19 protein-coding genes and 3 tRNA genes are annotated in these 22417 nt (G+C 67.8%); 19 read left to right on the forward strand and 3 right to left on the reverse strand.

Annotated elements, in window-relative coordinates:
* Window positions 1–2: 2 nt before the first annotated feature.
* The 6 genes from V5F74_RS04110 (at window position 3) to V5F74_RS04135 (ending at window position 5902) form a co-directional block, all read left to right on the forward strand.
* Window positions 3–518, forward strand: coding sequence for a (2Fe-2S)-binding protein (locus V5F74_RS04110; RefSeq protein WP_029557782.1), 516 nt, complete (start codon window positions 3–5; stop codon window positions 516–518).
* A 9-nt stretch (window positions 519–527) separates the two neighbouring features.
* The gene (locus V5F74_RS04115) at window positions 528–1163 is read left to right on the forward strand and encodes a hypothetical protein (protein WP_029557781.1); all 636 of its coding nucleotides are present in this window, start codon (window positions 528–530) and stop codon (window positions 1161–1163) included.
* Between the two features lie 45 nt (window positions 1164–1208).
* Window positions 1209–2306: a hypothetical protein gene (locus V5F74_RS04120; protein ID WP_029557780.1), complete on the forward strand. Its 1098-nt coding sequence runs from the start codon at window positions 1209–1211 to the stop codon at window positions 2304–2306.
* A gap of 56 nt (window positions 2307–2362) precedes the next feature.
* Window positions 2363–3349, forward strand: a complete 987-nt coding sequence (locus V5F74_RS04125) for a polysaccharide deacetylase family protein (protein WP_051679133.1) — start codon at window positions 2363–2365, stop codon at window positions 3347–3349.
* Window positions 3350–3701: 352 nt separating this feature from the next.
* Window positions 3702–5132 carry a DUF1254 domain-containing protein gene (locus V5F74_RS04130; RefSeq protein ID WP_029557778.1) on the forward strand — a complete coding sequence of 477 codons (1431 nt, stop codon included), beginning with the start codon at window positions 3702–3704 and terminating at the stop codon, window positions 5130–5132.
* A 149-nt stretch (window positions 5133–5281) separates the two neighbouring features.
* Window positions 5282–5902, forward strand: coding sequence for a hypothetical protein (locus V5F74_RS04135; protein ID WP_029557777.1), 621 nt, complete (start codon window positions 5282–5284; stop codon window positions 5900–5902).
* A 293-nt stretch (window positions 5903–6195) separates the two neighbouring features.
* On the opposite strand, the gene V5F74_RS04140 is transcribed toward V5F74_RS04135, so the two are convergent.
* Together V5F74_RS04140 and V5F74_RS04145 are read right to left on the reverse strand one after the other, a co-directional pair.
* Window positions 6196–6269, reverse strand: a tRNA-Gly gene (locus V5F74_RS04140).
* Window positions 6270–6402: 133 nt separating this feature from the next.
* Window positions 6403–6487: transfer RNA gene (locus V5F74_RS04145), tRNA-Tyr, on the reverse strand.
* 300 nt (window positions 6488–6787) lie between these two features.
* On the opposite strand from V5F74_RS04145, the gene rlmB reads away from it, so the two are divergent.
* The 8 genes from rlmB to V5F74_RS04185 all read left to right on the forward strand — a co-directional run bounded on the left by rlmB (window position 6788) and on the right by V5F74_RS04185 (window position 15230).
* Window positions 6788–7645, forward strand: a complete 858-nt coding sequence (gene rlmB / locus V5F74_RS04150) for a 23S rRNA (guanosine(2251)-2'-O)-methyltransferase RlmB (protein WP_029557776.1) — start codon at window positions 6788–6790, stop codon at window positions 7643–7645.
* A 330-nt stretch (window positions 7646–7975) separates the two neighbouring features.
* On the forward strand, window positions 7976–9643 hold the full coding sequence (locus tag V5F74_RS04155) for an MFS transporter (RefSeq protein WP_029557775.1): 1668 nt from the start codon (window positions 7976–7978) through the stop codon (window positions 9641–9643).
* Between the two features lie 127 nt (window positions 9644–9770).
* A tRNA-Thr gene (locus V5F74_RS04160) sits at window positions 9771–9845 on the forward strand.
* A gap of 107 nt (window positions 9846–9952) precedes the next feature.
* Window positions 9953–10258 (forward strand): Arm DNA-binding domain-containing protein, encoded by a 306-nt coding sequence (locus V5F74_RS04165; RefSeq protein ID WP_348550899.1) that lies wholly within the window; start codon window positions 9953–9955, stop codon window positions 10256–10258.
* Between the two features lie 194 nt (window positions 10259–10452).
* Window positions 10453–10977, forward strand: a complete 525-nt coding sequence (locus V5F74_RS04170) for an RNA polymerase sigma factor (protein WP_394006406.1) — start codon at window positions 10453–10455, stop codon at window positions 10975–10977.
* 28 nt (window positions 10978–11005) lie between these two features.
* The gene (locus V5F74_RS04175) at window positions 11006–11977 is read left to right on the forward strand and encodes a FecR family protein (protein ID WP_394006408.1); all 972 of its coding nucleotides are present in this window, start codon (window positions 11006–11008) and stop codon (window positions 11975–11977) included.
* Between the two features lie 156 nt (window positions 11978–12133).
* Complete coding sequence (locus V5F74_RS04180; RefSeq protein WP_394006410.1) at window positions 12134–14584, forward strand: TonB-dependent siderophore receptor; 2451 nt, start codon at window positions 12134–12136, stop codon at window positions 14582–14584.
* Window positions 14585–14843: 259 nt separating this feature from the next.
* On the forward strand, window positions 14844–15230 hold the full coding sequence (locus tag V5F74_RS04185; RefSeq protein ID WP_394006412.1) for a hypothetical protein: 387 nt from the start codon (window positions 14844–14846) through the stop codon (window positions 15228–15230).
* A gap of 27 nt (window positions 15231–15257) precedes the next feature.
* Here the strand turns inward: V5F74_RS04185 and V5F74_RS04190 are convergent, their stop codons facing one another.
* The gene (locus V5F74_RS04190) at window positions 15258–15500 is read right to left on the reverse strand and encodes a hypothetical protein (RefSeq protein WP_024279862.1); all 243 of its coding nucleotides are present in this window, start codon (window positions 15498–15500) and stop codon (window positions 15258–15260) included.
* A 368-nt stretch (window positions 15501–15868) separates the two neighbouring features.
* On the opposite strand from V5F74_RS04190, the gene V5F74_RS04195 reads away from it, so the two are divergent.
* From V5F74_RS04195 to V5F74_RS04215, 5 genes are all read left to right on the forward strand, one after another.
* Window positions 15869–16255, forward strand: a complete 387-nt coding sequence (locus V5F74_RS04195) for a hypothetical protein (protein ID WP_394006414.1) — start codon at window positions 15869–15871, stop codon at window positions 16253–16255.
* A 63-nt stretch (window positions 16256–16318) separates the two neighbouring features.
* Window positions 16319–17602 (forward strand): TolC family protein, encoded by a 1284-nt coding sequence (locus tag V5F74_RS04200; RefSeq protein ID WP_394006416.1) that lies wholly within the window; start codon window positions 16319–16321, stop codon window positions 17600–17602.
* The gene (gene ihpB / locus V5F74_RS04205; RefSeq protein ID WP_394006418.1) at window positions 17599–18585 is read left to right on the forward strand and encodes a divalent metal ion exporter adaptor subunit IhpB; all 987 of its coding nucleotides are present in this window, start codon (window positions 17599–17601) and stop codon (window positions 18583–18585) included. The genes V5F74_RS04200 and ihpB overlap by 4 nt, the downstream gene beginning before the upstream one ends.
* Window positions 18586–18612: 27 nt before the next feature.
* Window positions 18613–21819: an efflux RND transporter permease subunit gene (locus V5F74_RS04210; protein WP_394006420.1), complete on the forward strand. Its 3207-nt coding sequence runs from the start codon at window positions 18613–18615 to the stop codon at window positions 21817–21819.
* 17 nt (window positions 21820–21836) lie between these two features.
* Complete coding sequence (locus tag V5F74_RS04215; RefSeq protein WP_394006422.1) at window positions 21837–22214, forward strand: hypothetical protein; 378 nt, start codon at window positions 21837–21839, stop codon at window positions 22212–22214.
* The last annotated feature ends 203 nt before the right edge of the window (window positions 22215–22417 follow it).

Genomic DNA, 22417 nt, shown 5'->3' on the forward strand with positions numbered 1-22417 from the left:
GCTTGCCTCCGGTCTCACTCACCATCAACGGTCGCAGCCACGGTCCCATCGAGGTCCGCGAGGGCCTGAGCATGAACGACTTCCTGCGGGAAGTGCTGGGCATGACCGGCACCAAGTTCGGCTGCGGCGCCGCCCAGTGCCTCAGTTGCGCGGTCATCGTGGATCATGCGGACGGAACCAGTTCCACCACGCCCACCTGTATCGCGTCCGCCACCGACTTCAACACGCTCGCCATCCGCACCGTGGAGGGCCACGCGAAGAACGGCGAGCTGACGCCGCTGCAGAAGAGCTTCGTCGCCCATTTCGCCTTCCAGTGCGGCTATTGCACCCCCGGCTTCCTCAACGAGGGGCAGGTGTTGCTGGAGCGGCTGGAACGCTCGCCCATTCCCCGGGCCGATCTGGAGCGCACCATCGCCGAGGCCCTCGACGGCCATCTGTGCCGCTGCTCCGGCTACGTCAAATATCATCAGGCGGTGCGCGATGTCGTGCTCGCCGACCCCAAACGCTTCCTGACCTGAGGGGCTTCGATGCTGTTCGACAGGCGCCTCGCAATGACCCTACCTGCGGCGGCCCTCGCCGGGCTGCTGGCGGCAGCCGGGATCGCGCTTTCGGCGCCCGCAGGTACGCTTGCGGCACCCGCAGGTGCTCTTGCGCCGCCGGACGCTTTCGCCGCCATCGCCGATCCGGCACAGCGGTCGGCAGCCTATTTTGGTGAGCTCAGCAAGGTGCTCACCCACCCGCGCTGCACCAATTGCCACCCCGCCACGGATCGGCCCCGACAGGGGGATTCCGCACGTCTGCACCAGCCGCCGGTGACGCGTGGCACGGACGGGTTCGGCACCGCGAGCCTCAGGTGCGGCACCTGCCATCACGGCGAGAATTACGCGCCGGCCGGCGTGCCCGGCCATCCCGAATGGCATCTCGCGCCCGCCGAGATGGCCTGGGAAGGCAAGAGCCCGGCCGAAATCTGCATCCAGATCAAGGACCCGAGCCGCAACGGCGGACGATCGCTCGCCGATCTCATCGCCCATATCGGCGACGACACGCTGGTCGGCTGGGCCTGGCATCCCGGCGGCACGCGAACGCCCGCGCCGGGCTCGCAACAGGAGGCGAAAGCCCTGGTCAAGGCGTGGGTCGAGAGCGGCGCCGCCTGCCCCAAATGATCTGCCCCCAGCGACCCGCGCAAATGACATATGGAGGAGGAAAAGATGAAATACCGTTCCGTCGGATTGGCCGTGGCGGCGGCGCTCGCCGCAACGCCGCTGCCCGGCGCCCTCGCGGCCGAGCCACCGGCCTATCTCAAGCCCATCTCCGGGCCGCCGCAGCCGCTTTCCGCGCAGGATCTCGCCACCCGCAACGTCCTCCAGCTCAACACCACCATGTTCGCGCTGTACGACAATGCCGGCACCGCGTTTCGCCGCAACATCCTCGCCAGCCATCCGGTCATCCTGGCGCTGTTCTCGGGCGCCGGCGGCCGCATGATCCTCTACCGGCCGGGCCAGCCGCCGCTGGAGGCGCCTTCAGTGCCCAAGGCCTATCAGGTGATGAAGTCGCTCGGCCACAGCGCCATGGCCATTTCCGAGGTCGTGCTGCCGTATCTGGACACGCCGGCCGACACCTCCTGGGTCGCGCCCATGCGGGCCTATCTGAGTGAGACGAAGAGCGCGCTGGAGACCATCGGCGCGGCGGAGATGCCCGATGCGTGGCGGGCGAATTCCCGCGCCATCCTGGAGAACAACATCGCCTTCATGGAGGACAGCCTCGCCAAGGGCGTCGTCACCCTCGATGCGGTGCAGGCCTATGCGAAGAAGCAGGCGCCGGTCCTGCGCAATGCCATCGCCTGGGCGGCCCAGACGCAGGTCAAGCACTGGATGGGCGTGCTGGACGGCTGGAAGAAGGACCTCGGCGGCAGCTTCGATCAGGCCTTCGGCGCCAGCAACACCATCTATGTGGCCCGCCAGAACAACGTGCTGTTCAGCGTGCTCGCCCAGTATTTCGGTGAGAAGGCCATCAACGACCGCCTGTTCCTGATCGAGACCGTCTCCTTCACCACCACGCCGGAGGACATGCTGACCGCCGTGGTGCGCATCATCTCCGACCGCTCGGTGGGCGGACTGTTCTTCAACAGCGATCGGCTGATGGATTACGAGCTGATGGGAGGCGATGCCCGCAAGGCCATCATCGCGGAGATGAAGGCGCGCGGACAGGAGCCGTTCCTGCCGCCGCAGGTGCCGTTCGGCTCGAAGCAGTGGCCGGCGCTGATCTCCGGCGGATCGGGCGCCGCCTCCCTCGACGACCTCCATTGAACGACGCCCCGGGCGCGGCACATCCGTGCCTGGGACCATGCACAGGCAGGTGGGACATGCGCGCACCGATCTTCGCCCTTCTCCTCGCCGCCGTCGCGGCCCTCACCCCCGGGCGCGCTCCGGCGGCAGAGGGCGCTGGCACCGACTGGATCACCGGCCTGCCACGGCAGGACATTCCCGTCGCCGCATGGCCGGGCGGCAAGAAAGTCGCCGTGCTGTTCGTCCTCTATGTGGAGACGTGGGGCCACGGACAGGGGCCGAACTTCCGCCCCGACATGACCGGCCGCACGCCCGACCTCGTGGACGAGGGCTTTCGGCAATACGCCATCAATTTCGGCTTGCCCCGCACCGGCCGGCTGTTCAAGGAGATGGGCGTTCCCCTCAGCCTCGCGCTCAATGCCCAGTTCCCCAAGGCGCAGCCGCAGGTGTGGGCGACGCTGCGGGCGCTCGTTCCGTCAGCGCCCATCATCGCCCACGGGCTGAACAATTCCACCGACCTCCTGCCCCTGTCGGAGGGGCCGGCGGCGCAGCGGGCCTATATCCGCAAGACGCTGGACATGATCGAGGCAGACACCGGCGTGCGCTCCACCGGCTGGTCGAGCCCGAGCGTCTATCCCGATGCGCAGACGTTCGAGGCCACCGCCGCCGAAGGCATCCGCTACACCCTCGACGGGATGGATTCCGACGTGCTGGCACGCCTCGACACCAAGCCAGCGCCGCTGGTGCTGGTGCCCTACCCGCCGAGCGTGGTGGACATGGGCCAGTATCTCTCCCGCTTCAAGGAAGCCGACGACCTCGCTCGCCTCTGGATCGACTACGTGCGCGAGTTGGCCCGCGAGGCGAAAGCCGATCCGGCGCGGCCGGCGACGGTGGTCGCCATCGGCATCCACCCCTTCGTCGTCGGCACGCCGGCGGGAGCGGCCGCCCTGCGGCGGGTGCTGGAGGCGCTGAAGGTCGAGGATCAGGTCTGGCTGGGCGACACGGAGGCGGTGATGCAGGCCGCCGGCCCGTCTTTGGCGAGTCCCGCTCCCGGCAAGAAGTGATGAAGCGTCCTCAAATACCGCTCATACCGAGATCTGGAGGGTGCGCCGGGGCTTGACGAGAAGTTGAAGCCAATTTTCGGCGGGGAAAAATGCGCAGCGCTCCCTTGACCCGCGAAGATCGACGAAATCGGCGCAGGCGTTGAATAAATCCTGTTTTAAGAAATGGCCTCCGAACGGACTGAGATTACTAACCTACCACCCGACGTATCGGCAGGTATCAACATATTTCCCCGCCCCCTGTGCGATGGCGCGCAAAGCAAAACGCGGCGCTTGGGCTTGAGATAACGTCCCGCCGCGCCGCAGGGCGGCTAGATGCAACGCAAGTTGCTCTTTATCGATTGGGGGATACGCAATGAAAGTTTCCAGGCGCACAGTTACGGCCGGTCTCGGCCTTCTGGGTGCAAGCTCAGCGCTTGGCTCTGCGCAGGCGGAAGGCTTCATCGGCGAAATGGTGACGGACGCGGAAGATCTGCGCGCCGCGTCGGATGCCTATATCTACGGCTACCCGCTCGTGACCATGGAGTTCACGCGCCGGGTGATGACCAATGTGGCCGCCCCCGAGGGCAGCCATGCGCCCATGGGGCAATTCGCGCGCCTGCGCACCTATCCCGACGCGAGCTTCCGCGACGTGACCGCGCCCAACGCCGATACGCTCTACACGATGACGTGGCTCGATGTGGCCAAGGAGCCGTGGATCGTCAGCATCCCCGACATGAAGGGGCGCTATTACCTCTTCCCCATGCTGGACGGCTGGACCAACGTGTTCCAGGTTCCCGGCACCCGCACCACGGGCACCGGCGCGCAGACCTATGCCATCACCGGCCCCGGCTGGAAGGGCACGCTCCCGGCCGGCGTCGTCCAGTACAAGTCGCCGACCGCGCTCGTCTGGCTGCTCGGCCGCATCTACTGCACCGGCACGCCGGAGGATTACGCCGCCGTCCATGCGCTGCAGGATGCCTGCAAGGTCTATCCCCTCAGCGCCTACGGCAAGGACTACACCCCGCCCGCCGGCAAGGTGGACCCGTCCGTCGACATGAAGACGGCGGTGCGCGAGCAGGTGAACGCCCTGAGCGGCGTCGAGTACTTCAAGCTTCTGGCGGAGCTGATGAAGACCAACCCGCCCGTTCCCGCCGACGCGCCCATCCTGCCGAAGCTCGCCGAGATCGGCATCGTGCCCGGCAAGGATTTCGACGCCAAGGCCGCCAATCCCGAAGTGCTCGACCGGGTGAAGAAGATCAGCGTCGACCGTGTCATGCTGCACATGGTCACCAGCGGAGACTTCAAGAACGTCAACGGCTGGCGCTACAGCACCAAGACCGGCCTCTACGGCACCGACTACATGCAGCGCGCGCTGATCACCGCCGTCGGGCTCGGCGCCAACCGCCCCGAGGACGCGATCTATCCCATCTCGCTGAAATCCGGCAGCGGCGTCTTCGCGCGCAAGTACAACGGCGCCAACAAGTATGTGATGCACTTCCCCAAGGGGCAGCTGCCTCCGGTGAAGGGATTCTGGTCCCTCACCATGTATGACGACAAGTATTTCTTCGTCGCCAATCCCATCAACCGCTACTCGATCAGCGCCCGGCAGAACCTGAAGGCCAACGCCGACGGCTCGATCGACCTCTACGTCCAGCACGACTCGCCGGGAGCGGACAAGGAATCGAACTGGCTGCCGGCACCGGCGGGCGAGTTCATCCTCATGCTGCGCATGTACTGGCCGAACCCCAAGAAGCCTTCGATCCTCGACGGCACCTGGACGATCCCTGAAGTCAAGGCGTCCTGACACCAGGGCGCTGGCTCCAGCGCCCCCCCGCAGAGAAACGATCCGCCCTCCGGACGCAGGCGACCTCACCGGCCGCCTGCGCAGAGGGCGTTCATTGACTGTTCCCGAACTCCCGGCCCGGGTGCCGGGTCCACCAAAAGGAAAATGACATGACCTTTCGCACGCTGAAGCTGGCCATCGCTGCCGGCAGCCTTGCCGCCGCCAGCCTCGCCGCCGCCCTGCCGGCCGCGGCCCAGGCACCCGCCGTGCCGAAGCCCGAGGCGGTCGAGGTCGTGACCCTGCCGGGCGTCGGCAGCGCCACCGTCCTCACCTACAAGGTCCGCTTCGTCTCTGCCGATCCGGCGACCCGCCGGGTCGTGCTCGAGACCCCGGCCGGCAAGCGCTGGGCCGTCATCGCCCCGCCGCTGGTGGGCGACCTCACCGCCTTCCGCAACGGCCAGAGCCTGCTGATCCGCAAGCTGCCCGGCGTGGTCACCGCCATTGCCAAGCCCGCCAAGAACGAGCCCGCGGAAGTCCTGAACGAGGTCGTGGTGAATGACGGCCTGCCCGGCCTGCCCGAGGGCTTCGGCCTGCGCGAGGTGACGATCGTCGCCCCCGTCGTCGGCACCGATCCGGCCGCGGGCACCGTGAGCTTCCCCGGCCCGGATGGCTACCTGCGCACCCTGAAGGCCGCCAACGGCAAGGTTCTCAGCGACCTCCAGACGCTGCAGCAGGGTGTCAACGCGAAGTTCACCTACGTGGAAGGCCTCGCCATCAACGCGGTGCAGTGAACGGTCGCCTGACGACCGTTTGAAGGATTGGAACCTCGACCTCGGTGGGGTGTGCGATGTCGGCTCCGGGCCGCCGTGCAGCGAGCGAGGTTCCATGCCGTCAGGGGCTCCGAACGCCCCTGACGGCCGCTTTCGTTCTGGGGGGCGAAATCGTCACGGCCATCGGAGTCTCCCGCATCGCCGGCACGGTCGCGTCCCGACGAATCGGGGCGGTCAGCACCCGAGGCGATCGGCGCTCATGAGCCGGCTGGAACAGCGCGGACAGGCACGGTCTGAAATTCAGAAAACAGGGCTGGAGCGGGTGAAGGGAATCGAACCCTCGTATTCAGCTTGGAAGGCTGCTGCTCTACCATTGAGCTACACCCGCATGCCGGCTGGCTTAGCATGCCGGTTCAAAGGGCGGAAGAGGTGGCGGGCGACCGGACAGGCCGGCTCCCTCCTGCTTCCGCGGGCCGGCGGACACCGGCCCCGCGCTCGCGAGAGCGCATTGCGACGACGGGTGGTGGAGGGGGTTGGATTTGAACCAACGTAGGCAGAGCCAACGGATTTACAGTCCGTCCCCTTTAACCACTCGGGCACCCCTCCATAACGACGCCCGTCATCGCGGACCTTCATGCCGGAGCAGGAAGGCTTCGAGCCGGACTGGTGATGCAGGAAAGCGCCAGCGGCCGAAGGTGACGCAGAGCGTGAACTCAAATCGCCATCCGAGGCCGGGTTTATGTGAAAACACCGTGCCGAAGTCAACCGGAAATCGCCCGCCCATGCGCCTCGATCCCCGCCCCTGTGGACGGCCGGGCCGGCCGTGCCGCCGCAACCGGCACCGAAACGCCTGTCCGGGCCCCGCCGCCCCTTGCGCGCGGCGGCGGTGTCTGACAAAGCCACGTCATGTCTGATCGTCCGCCCCGCGAACCGCGCCGCCCCGGCGCCCGCCCGCCCTTCGCCGGCCGTGGCGGCCCGCGCCCATCCGGCGCGCCGTTTCCCCCACGCAAGGGCAAGGGTGGCGGCAAGCCGCCGCCGTGGGCCGGCGCGGACGATGTCGCGCTGCTCTATGGCTGGCACACGGTCGCCGAGGCGATCGGCAATCCCAAGCGGCGGTTCCGCAAGCTGATGGCGACGGAAAACGCGATCAACCGCCTCGCCGAGGAGGGACTTGTCCCGCCGGTTACGCCCGAGCTGGTGCGCCCCGGCGACATCGACAAGCTGCTGGGGCCTGATGCGGTGCATCAGGGGCTCCTGGCGGAGGTCGACCACCTGCGGTCGCCCCCGCTCAAGGATCTCGCGCAGAGCGAGCTTGTCCTCGTGCTCGACCAGATCACCGACCCGCACAATGTCGGCGCCATCGTGCGCTCGGCGGCGGCGTTCGGGGTGAGCGCCATCGTCACCACCGCCCGTCACAGCCCGGCGGCCACCGGTGTGCTGGCCAAGAGCGCGTCAGGCGGGCTGGAGCACGTGCCCTTCTGCCTCGTGCAGAATCTGTCGCGGGCGCTGACCGAGCTGAAGGACAACGGCATGCTGGTGGTCGGCCTCGACAGCGAGGGGCCGGCGGATATCGAGGACACCCGGTTGCGCGCGCCCCTCGCCCTGGTGCTGGGCGCCGAGGGCAAGGGCCTGCGCCAGCTCACCCGCGAGACGTGCGACGTGCTGGCCCGCATCGACCTGCCCGGCGCCATCAAGAGCCTCAACGTCTCCAATGCCGCTGCCTTGGCCCTCGGCATCGCCCGCCGCGCGCTGAAGAAGGGCTGACGCGGGGCAGGCCTGCCAAACGGCAGGCCACCATGCTGCGGCGCATGCATTTTTCGCCCTGCACCTAAGACCAATGACCAATCGTAAGGCTGCCACACCTTCGCCATGATACCGCTCGACGCGCCGTGCGCGTCCAGCCCTGCGGGATATCCGTGCGCCAACAATGACGCGGAACCCAGAGGGTCTACCGGAGGAACGCCCTGAGATCCGTCGCACTCCCGCGTGCGCACGGCGCGGTGGGCTTGCGCCGAAAAGACCCTCTCTCGCAGGACCTGTTGGGTCCGACATCCGCCGGCGGCGGAACCCGAAGCGATGGGAGGGATAGGTTCCATGAGCGTGACCACAGCGGGGGCGGCAGCCAAGCCTCGCCCCATGAGCCGGGAGGAGAAGAAGGTCATCTTCGCCTCGTCCCTGGGCACCGTCTTCGAGTGGTATGATTTCTATCTGTATGGCTCGCTGGCAGCCATCATCGGCGCGCAGTTCTTCTCCGCCTATCCGCCGGCCACGCGCGACATCTTCGCCCTGCTGGCCTTCGCCGCCGGCTTCCTGGTGCGCCCCTTCGGCGCCATCGTGTTCGGGCGCATCGGCGATCTCGTCGGCCGCAAGTACACCTTCCTCGTCACCATCCTCATCATGGGCCTGTCGACCTTCATCGTCGGCATCCTGCCCAATGCCGCCTCTATCGGCATCGCCGCCCCGATCATCCTGATCGGCCTGCGCCTGCTGCAGGGCCTCGCCCTCGGCGGTGAGTATGGCGGCGCCGCGACCTACGTGGCGGAGCACGCCCCGCACGGCCGCCGCGGCTTCTACACCTCGTGGATCCAGACCACGGCGACCCTCGGCCTGTTCCTGTCGCTGATCGTGATCCTGTTCACCCGCACCATCGTGGGTGAGCAGAACTTCGCGGCGTGGGGCTGGCGCGTGCCGTTCCTCGTCTCCATCGCGCTGCTCGGCGTCTCGGTCTGGATTCGTCTCCAGCTCTCCGAATCGCCGACCTTCCAGAAGATGAAGGAGGAGGGCACCACCTCGAAGGCACCGCTCTCGGAGGCCTTCGGCAAGTGGGGCAACCTCAAGGTGGTCCTGATCGCGCTGTTCGGCCTCGTCGCCGGCCAGGGCGTGGTCTGGTACACGGGCCAGTTCTATGCCCTGTTCTTCCTGCAATCGATCCTCAAGGTCGATGGCTACACCTCCAACCTGCTCATCGCGTGGTCGCTGGTGTTCGGCACGATGTTCTTCGTGTTCTTCGGCTGGCTGTCCGACAAGATCGGCCGCAAGCCGATCATCCTCGCCGGCTGCCTGATCGCCGCGGCGAGCTATTTCCCGCTGTTCAACATGATCACCACCTACGCCAACCCGGCGCTGGAGAAGGCGATCCAGAACATCCGGGTCACGGTTGTGTCCGATCCGGCGAACTGCGGCAGCCTCTTCAACCCGGTGGGCACCCGCATCTACACCCAGCCCTGCGACCTCGCCCGCGACTTCCTCGCGAAGTCCTCGGTGAAGTACTCGACCGAGGCCGGCCCCGCCGGTTCCCCGGTGCAGCTGAAGGTCAACGACACGGTCGTGCCCTACAGCCCCGACTTCAACAAGACGGCCCTCGCGGCGCTCCAGACGGCGGGCTACCCGTCGGCGGCGACCAACAAGGACGTCGTGAAGATGGCGCATCCGTTCGACATCTTCCGCCCGCAGGTGGCGGCGGTGATCGGGCTGCTGTTCATCCTCGTGCTGTTCGTGACCATGGTGTACGGCCCGATCGCGGCAGCTCTGGTCGAGCTGTTCCCGGCCCGCATCCGCTACACCTCCATGTCGCTGCCCTACCACATCGGCAACGGCTGGTTCGGCGGCCTGCTGCCGGCCACCGCCTTCGCCATGGTGGCCGCCACCGGCGACATCTACTACGGCCTCTGGTACCCGATCGTGATCGCGCTGATGACCTTCGTCATCGGTCTTCTGTTCGTGCCCGAGACCAAGGATCGCAACATCGATCACTGGCACTGAGGTTGCGCGCGGCCCCGCCGCGCGTCTCCCCGCAATCGAACGGCTCCGCCCAAGGCGGGGCCGTTTTCATTTCCCCCTGCCCCCGGCTTGTTCAGCCCTTGGCGCGCTGGTAGAGCATGGGGCCGGAGCCGGGTTAGCACAGCGGTAGTGCAGCGGTTTTGTAAACCGAAGGTCGGGGGTTCGATCCCCTCACCCGGCACCATTTCCCGGTCGGCCCACGTCGATTGACGCCGATAACTCAAACAAAATCAACGGACTGAAAGCCCCGCTCGTCGGAGGCCGCCTTTGGGCATCTGCTGGCATCGTCAGGTGCCAACAAATCCCGATGCCAGCAATCTGGCGCTTTCCGATGCCGTCGTTCGTTCCACCAAGCCCCAGCCGCGCCCCGTAAAACCGTCTGGCGGAGGCGGCTTCCACCGGCTCGTGACGCCCGCCGGCGGCCGCCTTTGGCGCCTGGCTTACCGATTCGATGGCGGCTGGGGATCACCAAGCACTCGCTCTACGAGTGGAGGAAGCGGAACGGCAACGGCGTCCTTGTCCGACACCCGTCGTCGCCGGACAGCCAGTGCTGCCCGGATCTCACGGCAACTCAATTCGCGCGCGCGGCACCGGTGATCCAGCTGGTGGAGAGCACCCCACATTCGAACAATTCAAATTATTATCTGAATGCAAACCTCTCACCTTTCGACCAGCCTTCATCAATTTTGGACGACTATTTATTATAGTTCCAAATCAACGCGATTGATCCCTCAGGTCAGAACGGATACCTCCTTCATACTCAATTCAAATATTTCTCCTGCCCCACCACGATGACTGCGAAACCTGATGCCGCTGGCGATCTGATGCTGGCCTACATGCGCCAATGGCACGACCTGCGCGGCCACCTCAGCAGGCGCGTGGGTTCGCGAGACCTTGCCGAGGAGGCGCTTCAGGAGACCTGGCTGCGGCTCGCCGGCATGGGGCAGGCGCGGGTGGAGGTGCGCGATTGCCACGCCTTCCTGCTGCGCATCGCGGGGAACATCGCCATCGATCTGCTGCGGCGCGAACGCCGTCATGTCGCGCGGCAGATCAGCAACGAGGCCGTCCTGCGCGAGATTGCCGACGCTGCCCCCTCCCCCGAGGCCTATGCCCTGCACCGCGACGAATTGCGGGTGCTGGTGGCCGCCCTTGCCGAGTTGGCGCCGAAGCCTCGCGCCGCCCTGCTGCTGAGCCGCTGCGACGGGCGGACCCATGCGGAGGTCGCGGCGCACCTGAAAGTCTCCGAAAGCATGGTCGCAAAATATCTGGTGCAGGCTCTGCGTCACTGCCGCGACCGCCTGAGGGCATTGGGCTAACCTCAAGGGTTCGTTGAGACATACCCGCATGACGCACACGCCGCCCCCGTCCTCCGCAGCGGTCGCCCGCCCCTCCATCGCGGCGAGCGATCGCGCCATTGAATGGGTCGTGCGTGTGCATTCGGGAGCGCCGGAGGCTGAAGCGGAAGCCCGGGCCTTCGCCCGCTGGCGCGCGGAAAATCCCGAGAACGAGGCGGCAGCGCGGGAAGCCGAGGCGCTCTGGCATGGGCTCGGCGGTGCCAGCGTCCTGGCCCGGGATGCGAAGCGCAAGGCGTCGCGGGAGAAGATCACGCGCCGCGCGCTGATCGGCGGCGGCGCCTTCGCCGCCCTGGGCCTCGGAGCGCTTGCAGCCGGCGCCATCCGCGATCGCCTCGCCGCGGATGTCGCGACCGACGTCAACGAGGTGCGGACAACCGAACTGCCGGACGGTTCGCGCGTCCTGCTCAATGCCAGTACGGCGCTGGCGCTCGATTTCAGTGCAACGGAGCGGGGTGTGAGACTGCTGTCCGGGCAGGCCATGTTTACCGTGGCGCGCGATCCGGCGCGGCCGTTCGTCGTCACCGCGGGGGATGGGCGGACCCGGGCCATAGGCACGGCCTTCGACGTGGATATCCGGCCCGACGGCGTGGTGGTGACGGTGATGGAGGGCGTCGTCGCCGTGGCGACGGCAGCCGGCGGAGCAGGTGCCATCCTGCGCGCCGACCAGAGCCTGCGCTATGACGGACGCGGCCGCGTCATCGGCCCGCAGGCGGTGAATGCGGATGCCGCAACCGCCTGGCGGCGCGGGAAGCTCATCTTCGATCGCCGCCCCCTGGTGGAGGTGGTGGCAGAGCTTCAGCGTCACACCCACGCGCGCATCATCATCGCCGGCAACCGCCTCAAGGGCCTGGAAGTGACAGGCGTGTTCGAGTTGGACGACCCCAGTGCCGTGCTGAAAACCATCGAGCAGACGCTCCCGGTGCGGGTCGTGCGCCTGCCGCTGATCAACGTCATCCTCTGATTGGAAAAAAAGTCGCCCGCGCCGGTGCAAGGTCGCCGGGCTGGTTTCGTCCTTGTCCTTGAAGGTCCTGAACGGCGGCGCGCTGGCGGGCCGGCCTCAAGGAGAGAGACGATGGCGGCGGTTGGGAATGGCGTCCGGCGACGGGCGCGCGGAGCGTTGACACGAACGGCATGGCTGACGGGTGCAGCCATCTGCGCCCTGGTCGCGACAGCCTCGGCCGGTCGTGCGCAGTCTGGCGATGCGCCCCCCGGCATCGCCTTCAGCATCCCTGCGCAGGATCTCGGCAGCGCGCTCACGACCTTCGCCGACAAGGCCGGCGTACGCCTGCTGTTCCCGTCTGATCTGGTGGCTGGGCGCCGCACGCCCGGGTTGACCGGCACCTATTCGCGCGATGCCGGGCTGGCGCGCTTGCTGGCGGGCACCGGCCTCGTCTACCGCTTCACGAGTGCCAACACGGTGACCATCACGGCGCCTCAGGCGCAGGGCGCGACAGGGGCCGGCGACGCATGGCTCGGCATGGTGGATGTGCAGGGCGAGGACACCCAGCAGGTGGTGGCGCTGGAGACCTCGGCCGGGACCAAGACCGAGACGCCCCTCATCGACACCCCGCAGTCCATCAGCGTGGTGACGCGGGCGGAAATGGACCAGCGCGGCGTGCAGGATTTCAACTCCGCCGTGGCTTACACGCCGGGCGTGCGGGCGGTGGACTATCCCGGCGGCCAGGGCATGCCGGACATCTATATTCGCGGTTTCCGCGCGATCGACCAGAATGCCAATTTCCGCGACGGCCTGCGCAACGGCTTCAACAATTATGACGCCGACATCGAGGTCTATGGCCTCCAGCGCCTGGACGTGGTGAAGGGGCCGGCCTCGGCTCTTTACGGCGCCGGCACGCCGGGCGGCATCATCGATGCCGTCACCAAGCGCCCGACAGCAGCGCCGCTGCACGAGATCGAGATTCTCGGCGGCAGTTACGACCGCATCCAGGGCGCCTTCGACATCGGCGGACCGGCGACCGAAGACGGGACCTGGCTCTATCGCCTCACCGGCCTGATCCGGGACAGCGGCACCCAGATCGACTATTCCCCCGACAACCGCATCTACATCGCGCCTGCCGTCACATGGCAGCCGAACGCCAATACATCGCTGACCCTTCTCGCCAATTACCAGAAGACGGAAAAGGGCGGCTCCGAGCAGAGCATTCCCATGGCCAACAGCCTTTTTCCGCTGGGGCCGAAGATCTCGCCCAGCCTCTATCTCGGCGCGCCCGGACTGACCAGCTGGAACGTCGAGAACACCTCCGTCGGCTACGAGTTCAAGCACAGGTTCGAGAATGACTGGCAATTGGTCCAGAATGCCCGGTACGCTCACGCCGATGTGGACTATAACTCCGCCTGGGGCTGGGACTGGCCCATCGCGGTGGTCGACAACAAATACTACAATGTGGGCGTTCAATTGCGGCCCAAGGTGGCGGACAGCTTCCTCATCGACACCCACCTCTCCCGCGATTTTCAGACTGGGCCGCTGACACACAAGATCCTGATCGGCATCGACGGGGGGTGGTACAACTCGACCGAAACCCGCACGAACTCCACCAACTACAACTCCATCAACATATTCGCACCGAACTACAACTTCATCTACACATTCGGTCGCCCCTGGTCGGACAGCGAGAGCACCATCTCCCAGATCGGCGTCTACGCGCAGGACCAGGTGACCCTCAACAACTGGCTGCTCACCTTGAGCGGGCGTCAGGATTGGGTTCGCAACGAAGAGGCCAACTATTATTCCCGCACCATCCTTGCGGATTCCGGCCTTACGGACCAAATCGCGACGGCCAATTATTCTGCTTTCACGTGGCGTGCCGGTCTTGGATACAAGCTCGACAACGGCGTGATGCCCTACGCCAGCTACGCGACCTCCTTCCTGCCGGTGGCCGGGACGGACTTCCGGGGCCAGTCCTTCAAGCCGACGACCGGCGAGCAGTACGAGGCCGGCATCAAGTATGAGCCGCAGGGCTGGCGGGCCCTGTTCACGGCATCCGTCTTCCAGATCACCCAGCAGAACGTGCTCACCACGGATCCCGTCAACGTGGGCTACTCGGTGCAGGACGGCGAGGTGCGCTCGCGCGGCATCGAGCTGGAGGCGAAGGCCAATATCACCGCCAATCTCGATATCATTGCCTCCTACACCTATCTCGACGCGGTGGTGACGCAGGCCAACCCCAACGAGGCGGGCATCAGCAAGGTGGGCACCGCACCGTCAGGCGTGCCGCACAACAGCGCCGCCCTCTGGGCCTACTACACGTTCCGCGAGGGCGCGCTGGACGGGCTCGGCATCGGCGCCGGCTTGCGCTACGTGGGCAGTTCCTGGGCGGTGATGAACGAGAGCAACGGCGGCCAGGTCGCCATTCCCGGCTATACGCTGGTGGATGCCTCGCTCCGCTACGACCTCGGCAAGCTCAATGAGCAACTGCGCGGTGCCACCTTCTCGCTTTCGGGCACCAACCTTTTCAACACGGAGTATTATACCGCAGGCTTCTACGCCAACTCTGTCATCTACGGCACCCGGCGCACCATCTACGCATCCCTGAACTATCGCTGGTAGGCGGCCGGGCGTCATGCCCGGCCCGATCTTTGATACCAGGCGCTGGGACCAGAAGACGCCGGACGCCGCCCTCGACAAGGCGAACGGGCGGAAGCGACGGCGTAGAAACCACTACACCATCGCGTCCGTCTCGCCCCTCGAGGTGAGGCCGGCTCACGCTGCGCCGCGCATTGACGGCGGCGTGGGAACGGGTGCCCATACGTAGCCGCAACATCAGAAGCGCTCTTGAGCACGATCTGCACGGCTGGGGCGAACGTTCATGACTTACATTGTGCTGATAGCGGTCGGAGGCGTTCTGCTGCTGCAGTGGAGCGGCGCCATACCGATGGATAGCGTTGGCGGCGCGCTGGTGATCGCGGCCGCTGTAATCCTGGGTTCGCTGGCGGTCGCGATCCACGAGGCATGGACGAAGCGACGGGGCCTCCTCGGCTGGATCGTCAACATCGTCATCTCGTTCGCGGGCGCGTTGCTGATCGCTCCACTCGCCGGCGGCGTGATGGTGGCGCTGCTCCTTCCGTTCATGGACGGCGCATCGTCACTGGCTGCGGCCGGCGGAGCCAGGATGGCCATCGCGCTTTCCGGCCAAATGGCCCTCACGCTCCTGGGATCCTGGGGCGCGCTGTGGCTCTTGAACCGTTGGCGATGAGCCCGCCGGGCGCGCCCCTGCCGGCGTCTATTGTCCGACGGCATCCTTGACGCATTTCGTGGTGAAGCTGGTCTGGGCGGCGCCGCGGAGCTTCTTGTCGGTCGCCTGGGTGTTGCAGGCCGCCGTCGCGTCCTTCTGGCACTTGGTGAGGAAGCTGGTGCGCGCCGCACCGGCGAGCTTCTGCGCATCGGCATTGGCGACGCAGGTGTCCGCCGAGGCGGCGACGGCCGAAAACGACAGCAGGGTGAGCGCGATTGCGAGCGTCTTCATGATTCCCTCCCACAGGTGGAGACGGGAGGCTATCACCGGCCGGGACCGCGTTCGATGGTGACCAAGCGTCAGACGCCGAACCACCGGCGCCACACCCTGACGATCGGGTCCAAGAACAGGTTCAGGAACAGGATCAGGAACAAGAGTATCCACGCCGGGGGCATGTCGAGCCCCCCGGGGATGCTTTGAGGAGCATCTCGACTGTTGGCGTGTCGGGCCCAAGCGCTCCGGCCTTTGGCGGCCATCCTGATCGTCAAGACGTCCGCTGACCATGAGGCGACTTCGCCGCATCGCCGTGCTTGACATTCCGGGCGGCGTTGGGCTCTCTCCTCGCCATGCTCCGAACCTCGGGATGGCACTTTGCACGTTTGTGGTCGCTGGCGCTGCGCCGGCTGATCGCGGCCTGCGTTGTGCTGTCCATGGTTGCGGCGCCCGTCGCCGCCGGGCTCGTCACCCATCATTCGGACGATCTGGACAGCCCCGCCTTCGCGGCGGCCGTGTCTGGTGCGGAGGTCGCCCTTCCGCTCGCGGCTGCAAAGGATGTGGCCGTCGACAGCGCCAAGAGTGGCGCCGCCGCCCAGACGAAGCATGTCGTTCCCTCCGCAGACCATGACTGCCATGGCTGCGCCGCGGTGCTCCTCCCCGCTGCCGATGCCACCCGTTTGGCCGAGGTCGTGGCGGTGACGGGCACCACCATCCCGGCGCTCGGCTCCGGCCGCGCCGTTCCCGCCGACCCCCGCCCCCCGCGCGCCTGATCCCTTCTGTTCGCACGCCGCTGCGCTGCATCGGCCCATCGCAATCAGAATCCGGATCAGATCATGCCGCCCCGTGCAAACGGGCAGGCTCTCGCGCTCGCGCTCGGGGCAGCATTCGCGCTGCTTTCCGCTCTGCCCGGCCGCGCGGAGACCCAACGCCCGCTGACCCTTACCAGTGCCCTTGCGAGCGCGCTCGCAGCCAATCCGCGGCTGACCGCCGCCGAGCGTGACATCGGCATGGCCACCGGCCGCGACCGGCAGGCCGCGACGCTGCCGAACCCGAACCTCTCACTAGAGGTGGACAACGCCTTCGGGTCCGGCCCCTACCAGGGGCTGGACCTTGCCGAGCAGACGCTTCAGATCAGCCAGCTGGTCGAGCTGGGCGGCAAGCGCGAGGCTCGCATGGCGGCCTCCGGGGCCGGCGTCGGCATCGCCCGCTGGGAGCGCGAGGCCATCCGCCTGCAGGTGCTGGCGGAGACGACAGCGGCCTTCGCTGGCGTCCTCGGCGCGCAGCAGCGGGTCAACATCCTCCAGGCCCAGGCCGAGGCCATCGGCCGCCTCGCGCCGCTCCTTCAGCAGCGGGTCGAGGCGGGCGCATCGTCGCCGTCCGAAATCTCCCGCGCCCGGGTGGCGGCCGATTTCGCGCGGGTGGAGCTGGACCGCGCCAAGGCGGCCCTCGGCACTGCCCGGCGGGAGCTGGCCCTCCTCATGGGCCTCGGGGCGGCGACCTTTTCCCGCGCCACGGGCAATCTCCTCCGCGTGGCGCCCCCGCCGGCGCTGCCGCAGCTGCTGAAATCCGCACAGGGCAACCCGCAGCTCACCCGCTTCACCGTGCTCCAGGCGCAGCGTCGCGCCGAGCTGCGCTCGGCCCAGGCCAAGGTGGTGCCGGACGTCACCCTCGGCGTCGGCTACCGGCACTATAACGAGACCGCCGACAGCGGGATGATCTTCACCCTGTCGGTTCCCATCCCGCTGTTCGACCGCAACGAGGGCGGTATCAGCGAGGCGCGGGAATCCCTCCTCAGGGCCGAGGCGGAGGAGGCCATCGCCCGCAGCGCGTTGATCTCCCAGCTCGGGCGCGCCCACGACCAGTTGAAGGCCGCCTTCGACGAGGTGACGCTGCTGCGCGGCAGCACCATTCCCGGCGCACGCAGCGCCTATGAAGGGGTCGAGACCGGCTACACCCAGGGCCGCTACACGCTGCTGGAACTGCTCGACGCGCAATCCGCCCTCTCCGAGGCCTCCCTGCGCGAACTCGACGCGCTCGTCACCTATCACACCGCGCTCGCGACCATCGAAGGCCTCACCGGCCGTCCCGTCGCCTTCGCCAAGGGAAAATCCAAATGAGCCGCTCGGCGCGACGGGACCTCGCGATGCTGCTCGTCGGCCTTCTGGCCGGAGCGGGCGCCGCCTACACATTCTCGGACCGCGCCGCCCCGGTGGGCGGCAGCCAAGCGGCGGAAGACAGCCACGCCGAAAAGGCGGGCGGCGGCCACGGCGACAGCCATGGCGAAGGTGCCGTCGAGCTGGACGACGCCAAGCTCTCCGCCGCCGGCATCGGGCTGGAGACGGCCGGCCCGGGCACCCTCAGGCAGACGCTCCGGCTCAACGGGCTGGTGCAGACCAACCAGGAAGCCGTCGTCCAGGTGACGCCGCGCTTTCCCGGCATCGTCCGCGAGATCCGCAAGCGCATCGGCGACACCGTGCAGAAGGGCGACGTGCTCGCGGTGATCGAGAGCAACCAGAGCCTCACCAGCTACGACCTCAAGGCGGCCATCGCCGGCACCGTGGTGGACCGGCAGGTGGCCTTGGGCGAATACGCCTCCGACCAGAAGCCGTCCTTCGTGGTCGCGGACCTCTCCACCCTGTGGGTGGATCTCTCCGTCTACCGGCGCGACTTCGCCCGCGTGCGCGTGGGCGACGCGGTGGCCATCGACCCGGACGACGGGGCGCCGCCCATCATCGGCAAGGTCTCCTACGTCTCGCCCATCGGCTCGGCCGATACCCAGTCCGCTCTGGCGCGGGTGGTCATTCCCAATGACGGCCTGAGGCTGCGGCCGGGGCTGTTCGCCAGCGGCACCATCACCCTCGCCGAGCAGCCCGTGGACCTCGCGGTGCGCCTCTCGGCGCTGCAATCCATCGAGGGGCGCACCGTGGTCTTCGTGCGCAACGGCGACGCCTTCGAGCCGCGCGACGTGGAGACCGGCGCGCGCGATGGCGCGTTCGCCGAGGTCGTGTTCGGCCTCATGCCGGGCGACGTCTACGCGGCGAAGAACAGCTTCGTGGTCAAGGCGGAACTCGCCAAAGGGAGCGCCAGCCATGAGCACTGAGACGGCGCTCCAGCGGGAGGGCGCGCGATGATCGACGCCATCCTCGCCTTCTCCATCCGCCAGCGCTGGCTGGTGGTTCTCGCCTGCCTGATGGTGGGCGCGTTCGGCGCGTGGAACTTCACCCGCCTGCCCATCGATGCGGTGCCGGACATCACCAACGTCCAGGTGCAGATCAACACCCAGGCGCCGGGCTTTTCCCCGCTGGAGGTGGAGCAGCGCATCACCTTCCCCATCGAGACCGCCATGGGCGGCCTGCCGGGGCTCCAGTACACGCGCTCCCTCTCGCGCTACGGGCTCTCGCAGGTCACCGTGGTGTTCCGCGACGGGACCGACACCTACTTCGCGCGCCAGCTGGTGAACGAGCGCATCCAGCAGGCCAAGGACCAGCTCCCGCAGGGCGTCGAGACCGCTCCGGGGCCAATCTCTACCGGCCTCGGCGAAATCTACATGTACACGGTGGAGGCGAAGCCCGGCGCGAAGAAGCCGGACGGCACGCCCTTCACCCCCACCGAGCTGCGCACGATCCAGGACTGGATCATCAAGCCCCAGCTGCGCACCGTGCAGGGGGTGGTCGAGGTCAACACCATCGGCGGCTACGAGAAACAGTTCCACGTGCTGCCCGATCCCGCCCGGCTGATGGCCTATTCCATCTCGTTCCGGGACGTGATGACCGCGCTTGCCGCCAACAACGCCAATGTCGGCGCGGGCTATATCGAGCGCAACGGCGAGCAGTATCTGGTGCGCACGCCGGGTCAGGTGGCCGGCGCCGAGGACATCCGCGAGATCGTCATTGGCTCGAAAGGCGGCACGCCCATCCGCATCGGCGACGTCTCCGAGGTGCGCGAGGGCCGGGAGCTGCGCACCGGCGCCGCGACGCTGAACGGGGAGGAGGTGGTGCTCGGCACCACCATGCTGCTCATCGGCGAGAACAGCCGCACCGTCGCCCAGCGCGTGGCGGCGCGGCTGGAGCAGATCTCCCGTTCCCTGCCGGAGGGCGTTGTCGCCCGCGCCGTCTATGACCGGGCGCACCTGGTGGAAGCCACCATCGCCACGGTGGAGAAGAACCTGCTGGAAGGCGCGCTCTTCGTTGTCGTGGTGCTGTTCGTGCTGCTCGGCAATTTCCGCGCGGCGCTGGTGACGGCCTGCGTCATCCCGCTCTCCATGATGCTCACCATCACCGGCATGGTGGAGAACAAGGTCAGCGCCAATCTCATGAGCCTCGGCGCCATCGACTTCGGCATCATCATCGATGGCGCGGTCATCATCGTGGAGAACTGCCTGCGCCTGCTCGCCGAGGAGCAGCACCGGCGTGGCCGCCTGCTGACGCGCGCCGAGCGCTTCGAGACCATCCTCGCGGGCGCCAAGGAGGTGATCCGGCCGAGCCTGTTTGGCACCCTCATCATCGCCGTCGTCTATCTGCCCGTGCTGACCCTCACCGGGGTCGAGGGCAAGATGTTCACGCCCATGGCCATCACGGTGCTGATGGCGCTGGGGGCGGCGGCGCTGTTTTCCATGACCTTCGTGCCGGCGGCGGTGGCGCTGCTCGTCACGGGCAAGGTCTCGGAGCACGAGAACTTCATCATGCGTGCGGCGCGGCGCGTCTACACGCCGCTGCTGGACGCCGCCATCAACCTGCGCGCCCTTGTGGCCGTCGGTGCGGCGGCGCTGGTGATCGCGTCGGGCGTCGCCGCCTCCCGCATGGGCGGCGAGTTCATCCCGAGCCTCGACGAGGGCGATGCCGCCATCCAGGCCCTCCGGGTGCCCGGCACCAGCCTGACCCAGTCGCTGGAGATGCAGCAGGCGCTGGAGAAGGCCCTGCTCGGGGTGCCGGAGGTGCGGGAGGTGTTCGCCCGCACCGGGACGGCGGAGGTCGCGACCGACCCCATGCCGCCCTCCATCTCCGACGGCTACGTGATGCTGAAACCGCGCGCGGAATGGCCGGACCCCGGCAAGGCCAAGAGCGCGGTGATGGAGGACATCGAGAAGGCGGCGGAACAGGTGGCGGGCAGCAATTACGAGCTGTCGCAACCCATCCAGCTGCGCTTCAACGAGCTGATCTCGGGCATCCGCTCCGACGTGGGCGTGAAGATCTTCGGCGACGATCTCGAGACGCTGCTCCAGGTGGCCGGGCAGGTGGAGGCGGTCATGCGCGCCGTCCCCGGCGCCGCCGATGTGAAAAGTGAGCAGGTCTCGGGCCTGCCCATGCTCACCGTGGCGCTGAACCGCCCGGCCATGGCGCGCTACGGCGTGAGCGTGGCGGAGGTGCAGGAGCTGGTCGAGATCGCGGTCGGCGGGCGGGAGGCCGGCGTCCTGTTCGAGGGCGACCGGCGCTTCGACATCATCGTCCGCCTGCCGGAGAACCTGCGCACGGACGTGGAGGCGCTGCGGGATCTGCCGATCCCCCTGCCGCCGGCCACGGCGGCGCCGGAGCAGGCGGTGCGCGCCGCCTGGACGCCGGCCGCCACGGGGCAGATCCGTTATGTACCGCTCTCGGCCATCGCCAGCCTCTCGGTGTCGCCCGGCCCCAACCAGATCAGCCGGGAGGACGGCAAGCGGCGCATCGTGGTGAGCGCCAACGTGCGCGAACGGGACCTCGGCTCCTTCGTCTCCGAGGCCCAGCGGCAGGTGGCCGAGAAGGTCCGGCTGCCCGCCGGCTACTGGATCGGCTGGGGCGGACAGTTCGAGCAGCTCGTGTCGGCGACGCAACGCCTCGCCATCGTGGTGCCCATCGCGCTGCTGCTCATCTTCCTGCTGCTGTTCATGAGCTTCGGGTCCATGGCCGATGCGGCGCTGGTGTTCTCCGGGGTGCCGCTGGCGCTCACCGGCGGGATCGCTGCGCTGATCCTGCGCGGGCTGCCGCTGTCCATTAGCGCCGGCATCGGCTTCATCGCCCTGTCCGGCGTGGCGGTGCTGAACGGCCTCGTCATCATCGCCTTCATCCAGAAGCTGCGGGCGGAGGGGCGCGACATCGTCACTGCCGTCCGGGAGGGGGCGCTGACGCGCCTGCGCCCGGTGCTGATGACGGCGCTGGTCGCGTCCCTCGGCTTCGTGCCGATGGCCATTGCCACCGGCCCCGGCGCGGAGGTGCAGAGGCCGCTCGCCACCGTGGTCATCGGCGGCATCGTCTCCTCCACCATCCTCACGCTGCTCGTGCTGCCGGCGCTCTACGTGCTGTTCCGGCGCGAGCCCAAACCCGCCGCCCCGCCCGAACCCGCGGCGGCCGCATCCCATTGACCCAAAGGAGAAACCCCATGCTCAAGAGCCTGATCGTCGCCCTCGGCCTCGTCGCCGCCGGCCCGGCCCTCGCCCAGCACGCCCACGGCGCCCAGAAGGGGCCGAACGGCGGCCCCATGGAGGATGTGGCGGGCGTTCATGTGGAGTTGGTCGTGGCCGGGGAGACCGTGACCTTCAACCTGCTCGACGAGGCGGGCAAGCCGCTCGGCGCCACCGGCTTCACAGGCTCCGCCATGGTTGCGGCCGGGACCGAACGCAAGACGCTGCCGCTCGCTGCCGCCGGCGAGGCCCTCGCCGGGAAGGCGGCCGCGCCCGTCGCCAAGGGTGCCGCCGTGACCCTGCTCATCAAGACGCCCACCGGGAAGTCCGGTCAGGCCAAGTTCACGGCGCCCTAGGACGGCACCGATGGCACGGCCTCGAAGGCTCGGCGGCGCGGCTGCGGCCGTGACCGCCTTGCTCGGTCTCGGGTCGCCGGCGCTGGGCCTGGACCCGAGACCGACCACCTATCGCGAAAGGGTGAGGCACGACTTCCGCGATGTGCAGCTCGGCCTCGCGCATCCCGCACCCGACGGGCGCAGCACGCCTGTCAGCCCTCCGG

The organism is Xanthobacter aminoxidans (genome assembly GCF_043193615.1).
In the GTDB taxonomy this organism is placed as follows: domain Bacteria; phylum Pseudomonadota; class Alphaproteobacteria; order Rhizobiales; family Xanthobacteraceae; genus Xanthobacter; species Xanthobacter aminoxidans.

Excerpts from the sequence above, each read along its gene's own strand:
- V5F74_RS04115 (WP_029557781.1), top strand. The coding sequence starts at position 528 with ATGCTGTTCGACAGGCGCCTCGCAATGACCCTACCTGCGGCGGCCCTC.
- V5F74_RS04120 (WP_029557780.1), top strand. The coding sequence starts at position 1,209 with ATGAAATACCGTTCCGTCGGATTGGCCGTGGCGGCGGCGCTCGCCGCA.
- V5F74_RS04125 (WP_051679133.1), top strand. The coding sequence starts at position 2,363 with ATGCGCGCACCGATCTTCGCCCTTCTCCTCGCCGCCGTCGCGGCCCTC.
- V5F74_RS04130 (WP_029557778.1), top strand. The coding sequence starts at position 3,702 with ATGAAAGTTTCCAGGCGCACAGTTACGGCCGGTCTCGGCCTTCTGGGT.
- V5F74_RS04135 (WP_029557777.1), top strand. The coding sequence starts at position 5,282 with ATGACCTTTCGCACGCTGAAGCTGGCCATCGCTGCCGGCAGCCTTGCC.
- rlmB (WP_029557776.1), top strand. The coding sequence starts at position 6,788 with ATGTCTGATCGTCCGCCCCGCGAACCGCGCCGCCCCGGCGCCCGCCCG.
- V5F74_RS04155 (WP_029557775.1), top strand. The coding sequence starts at position 7,976 with ATGAGCGTGACCACAGCGGGGGCGGCAGCCAAGCCTCGCCCCATGAGC.
- V5F74_RS04170 (WP_394006406.1), top strand. The coding sequence starts at position 10,453 with ATGACTGCGAAACCTGATGCCGCTGGCGATCTGATGCTGGCCTACATG.
- V5F74_RS04175 (WP_394006408.1), top strand. The coding sequence starts at position 11,006 with ATGACGCACACGCCGCCCCCGTCCTCCGCAGCGGTCGCCCGCCCCTCC.
- V5F74_RS04185 (WP_394006412.1), top strand. The coding sequence starts at position 14,844 with ATGACTTACATTGTGCTGATAGCGGTCGGAGGCGTTCTGCTGCTGCAG.
- V5F74_RS04190 (WP_024279862.1), bottom strand. The coding sequence starts at position 15,500 with ATGAAGACGCTCGCAATCGCGCTCACCCTGCTGTCGTTTTCGGCCGTC.
- V5F74_RS04200 (WP_394006416.1), top strand. The coding sequence starts at position 16,319 with ATGCCGCCCCGTGCAAACGGGCAGGCTCTCGCGCTCGCGCTCGGGGCA.
- ihpB (WP_394006418.1), top strand. The coding sequence starts at position 17,599 with ATGAGCCGCTCGGCGCGACGGGACCTCGCGATGCTGCTCGTCGGCCTT.
- V5F74_RS04210 (WP_394006420.1), top strand. The coding sequence starts at position 18,613 with ATGATCGACGCCATCCTCGCCTTCTCCATCCGCCAGCGCTGGCTGGTG.
- V5F74_RS04215 (WP_394006422.1), top strand. The coding sequence starts at position 21,837 with ATGCTCAAGAGCCTGATCGTCGCCCTCGGCCTCGTCGCCGCCGGCCCG.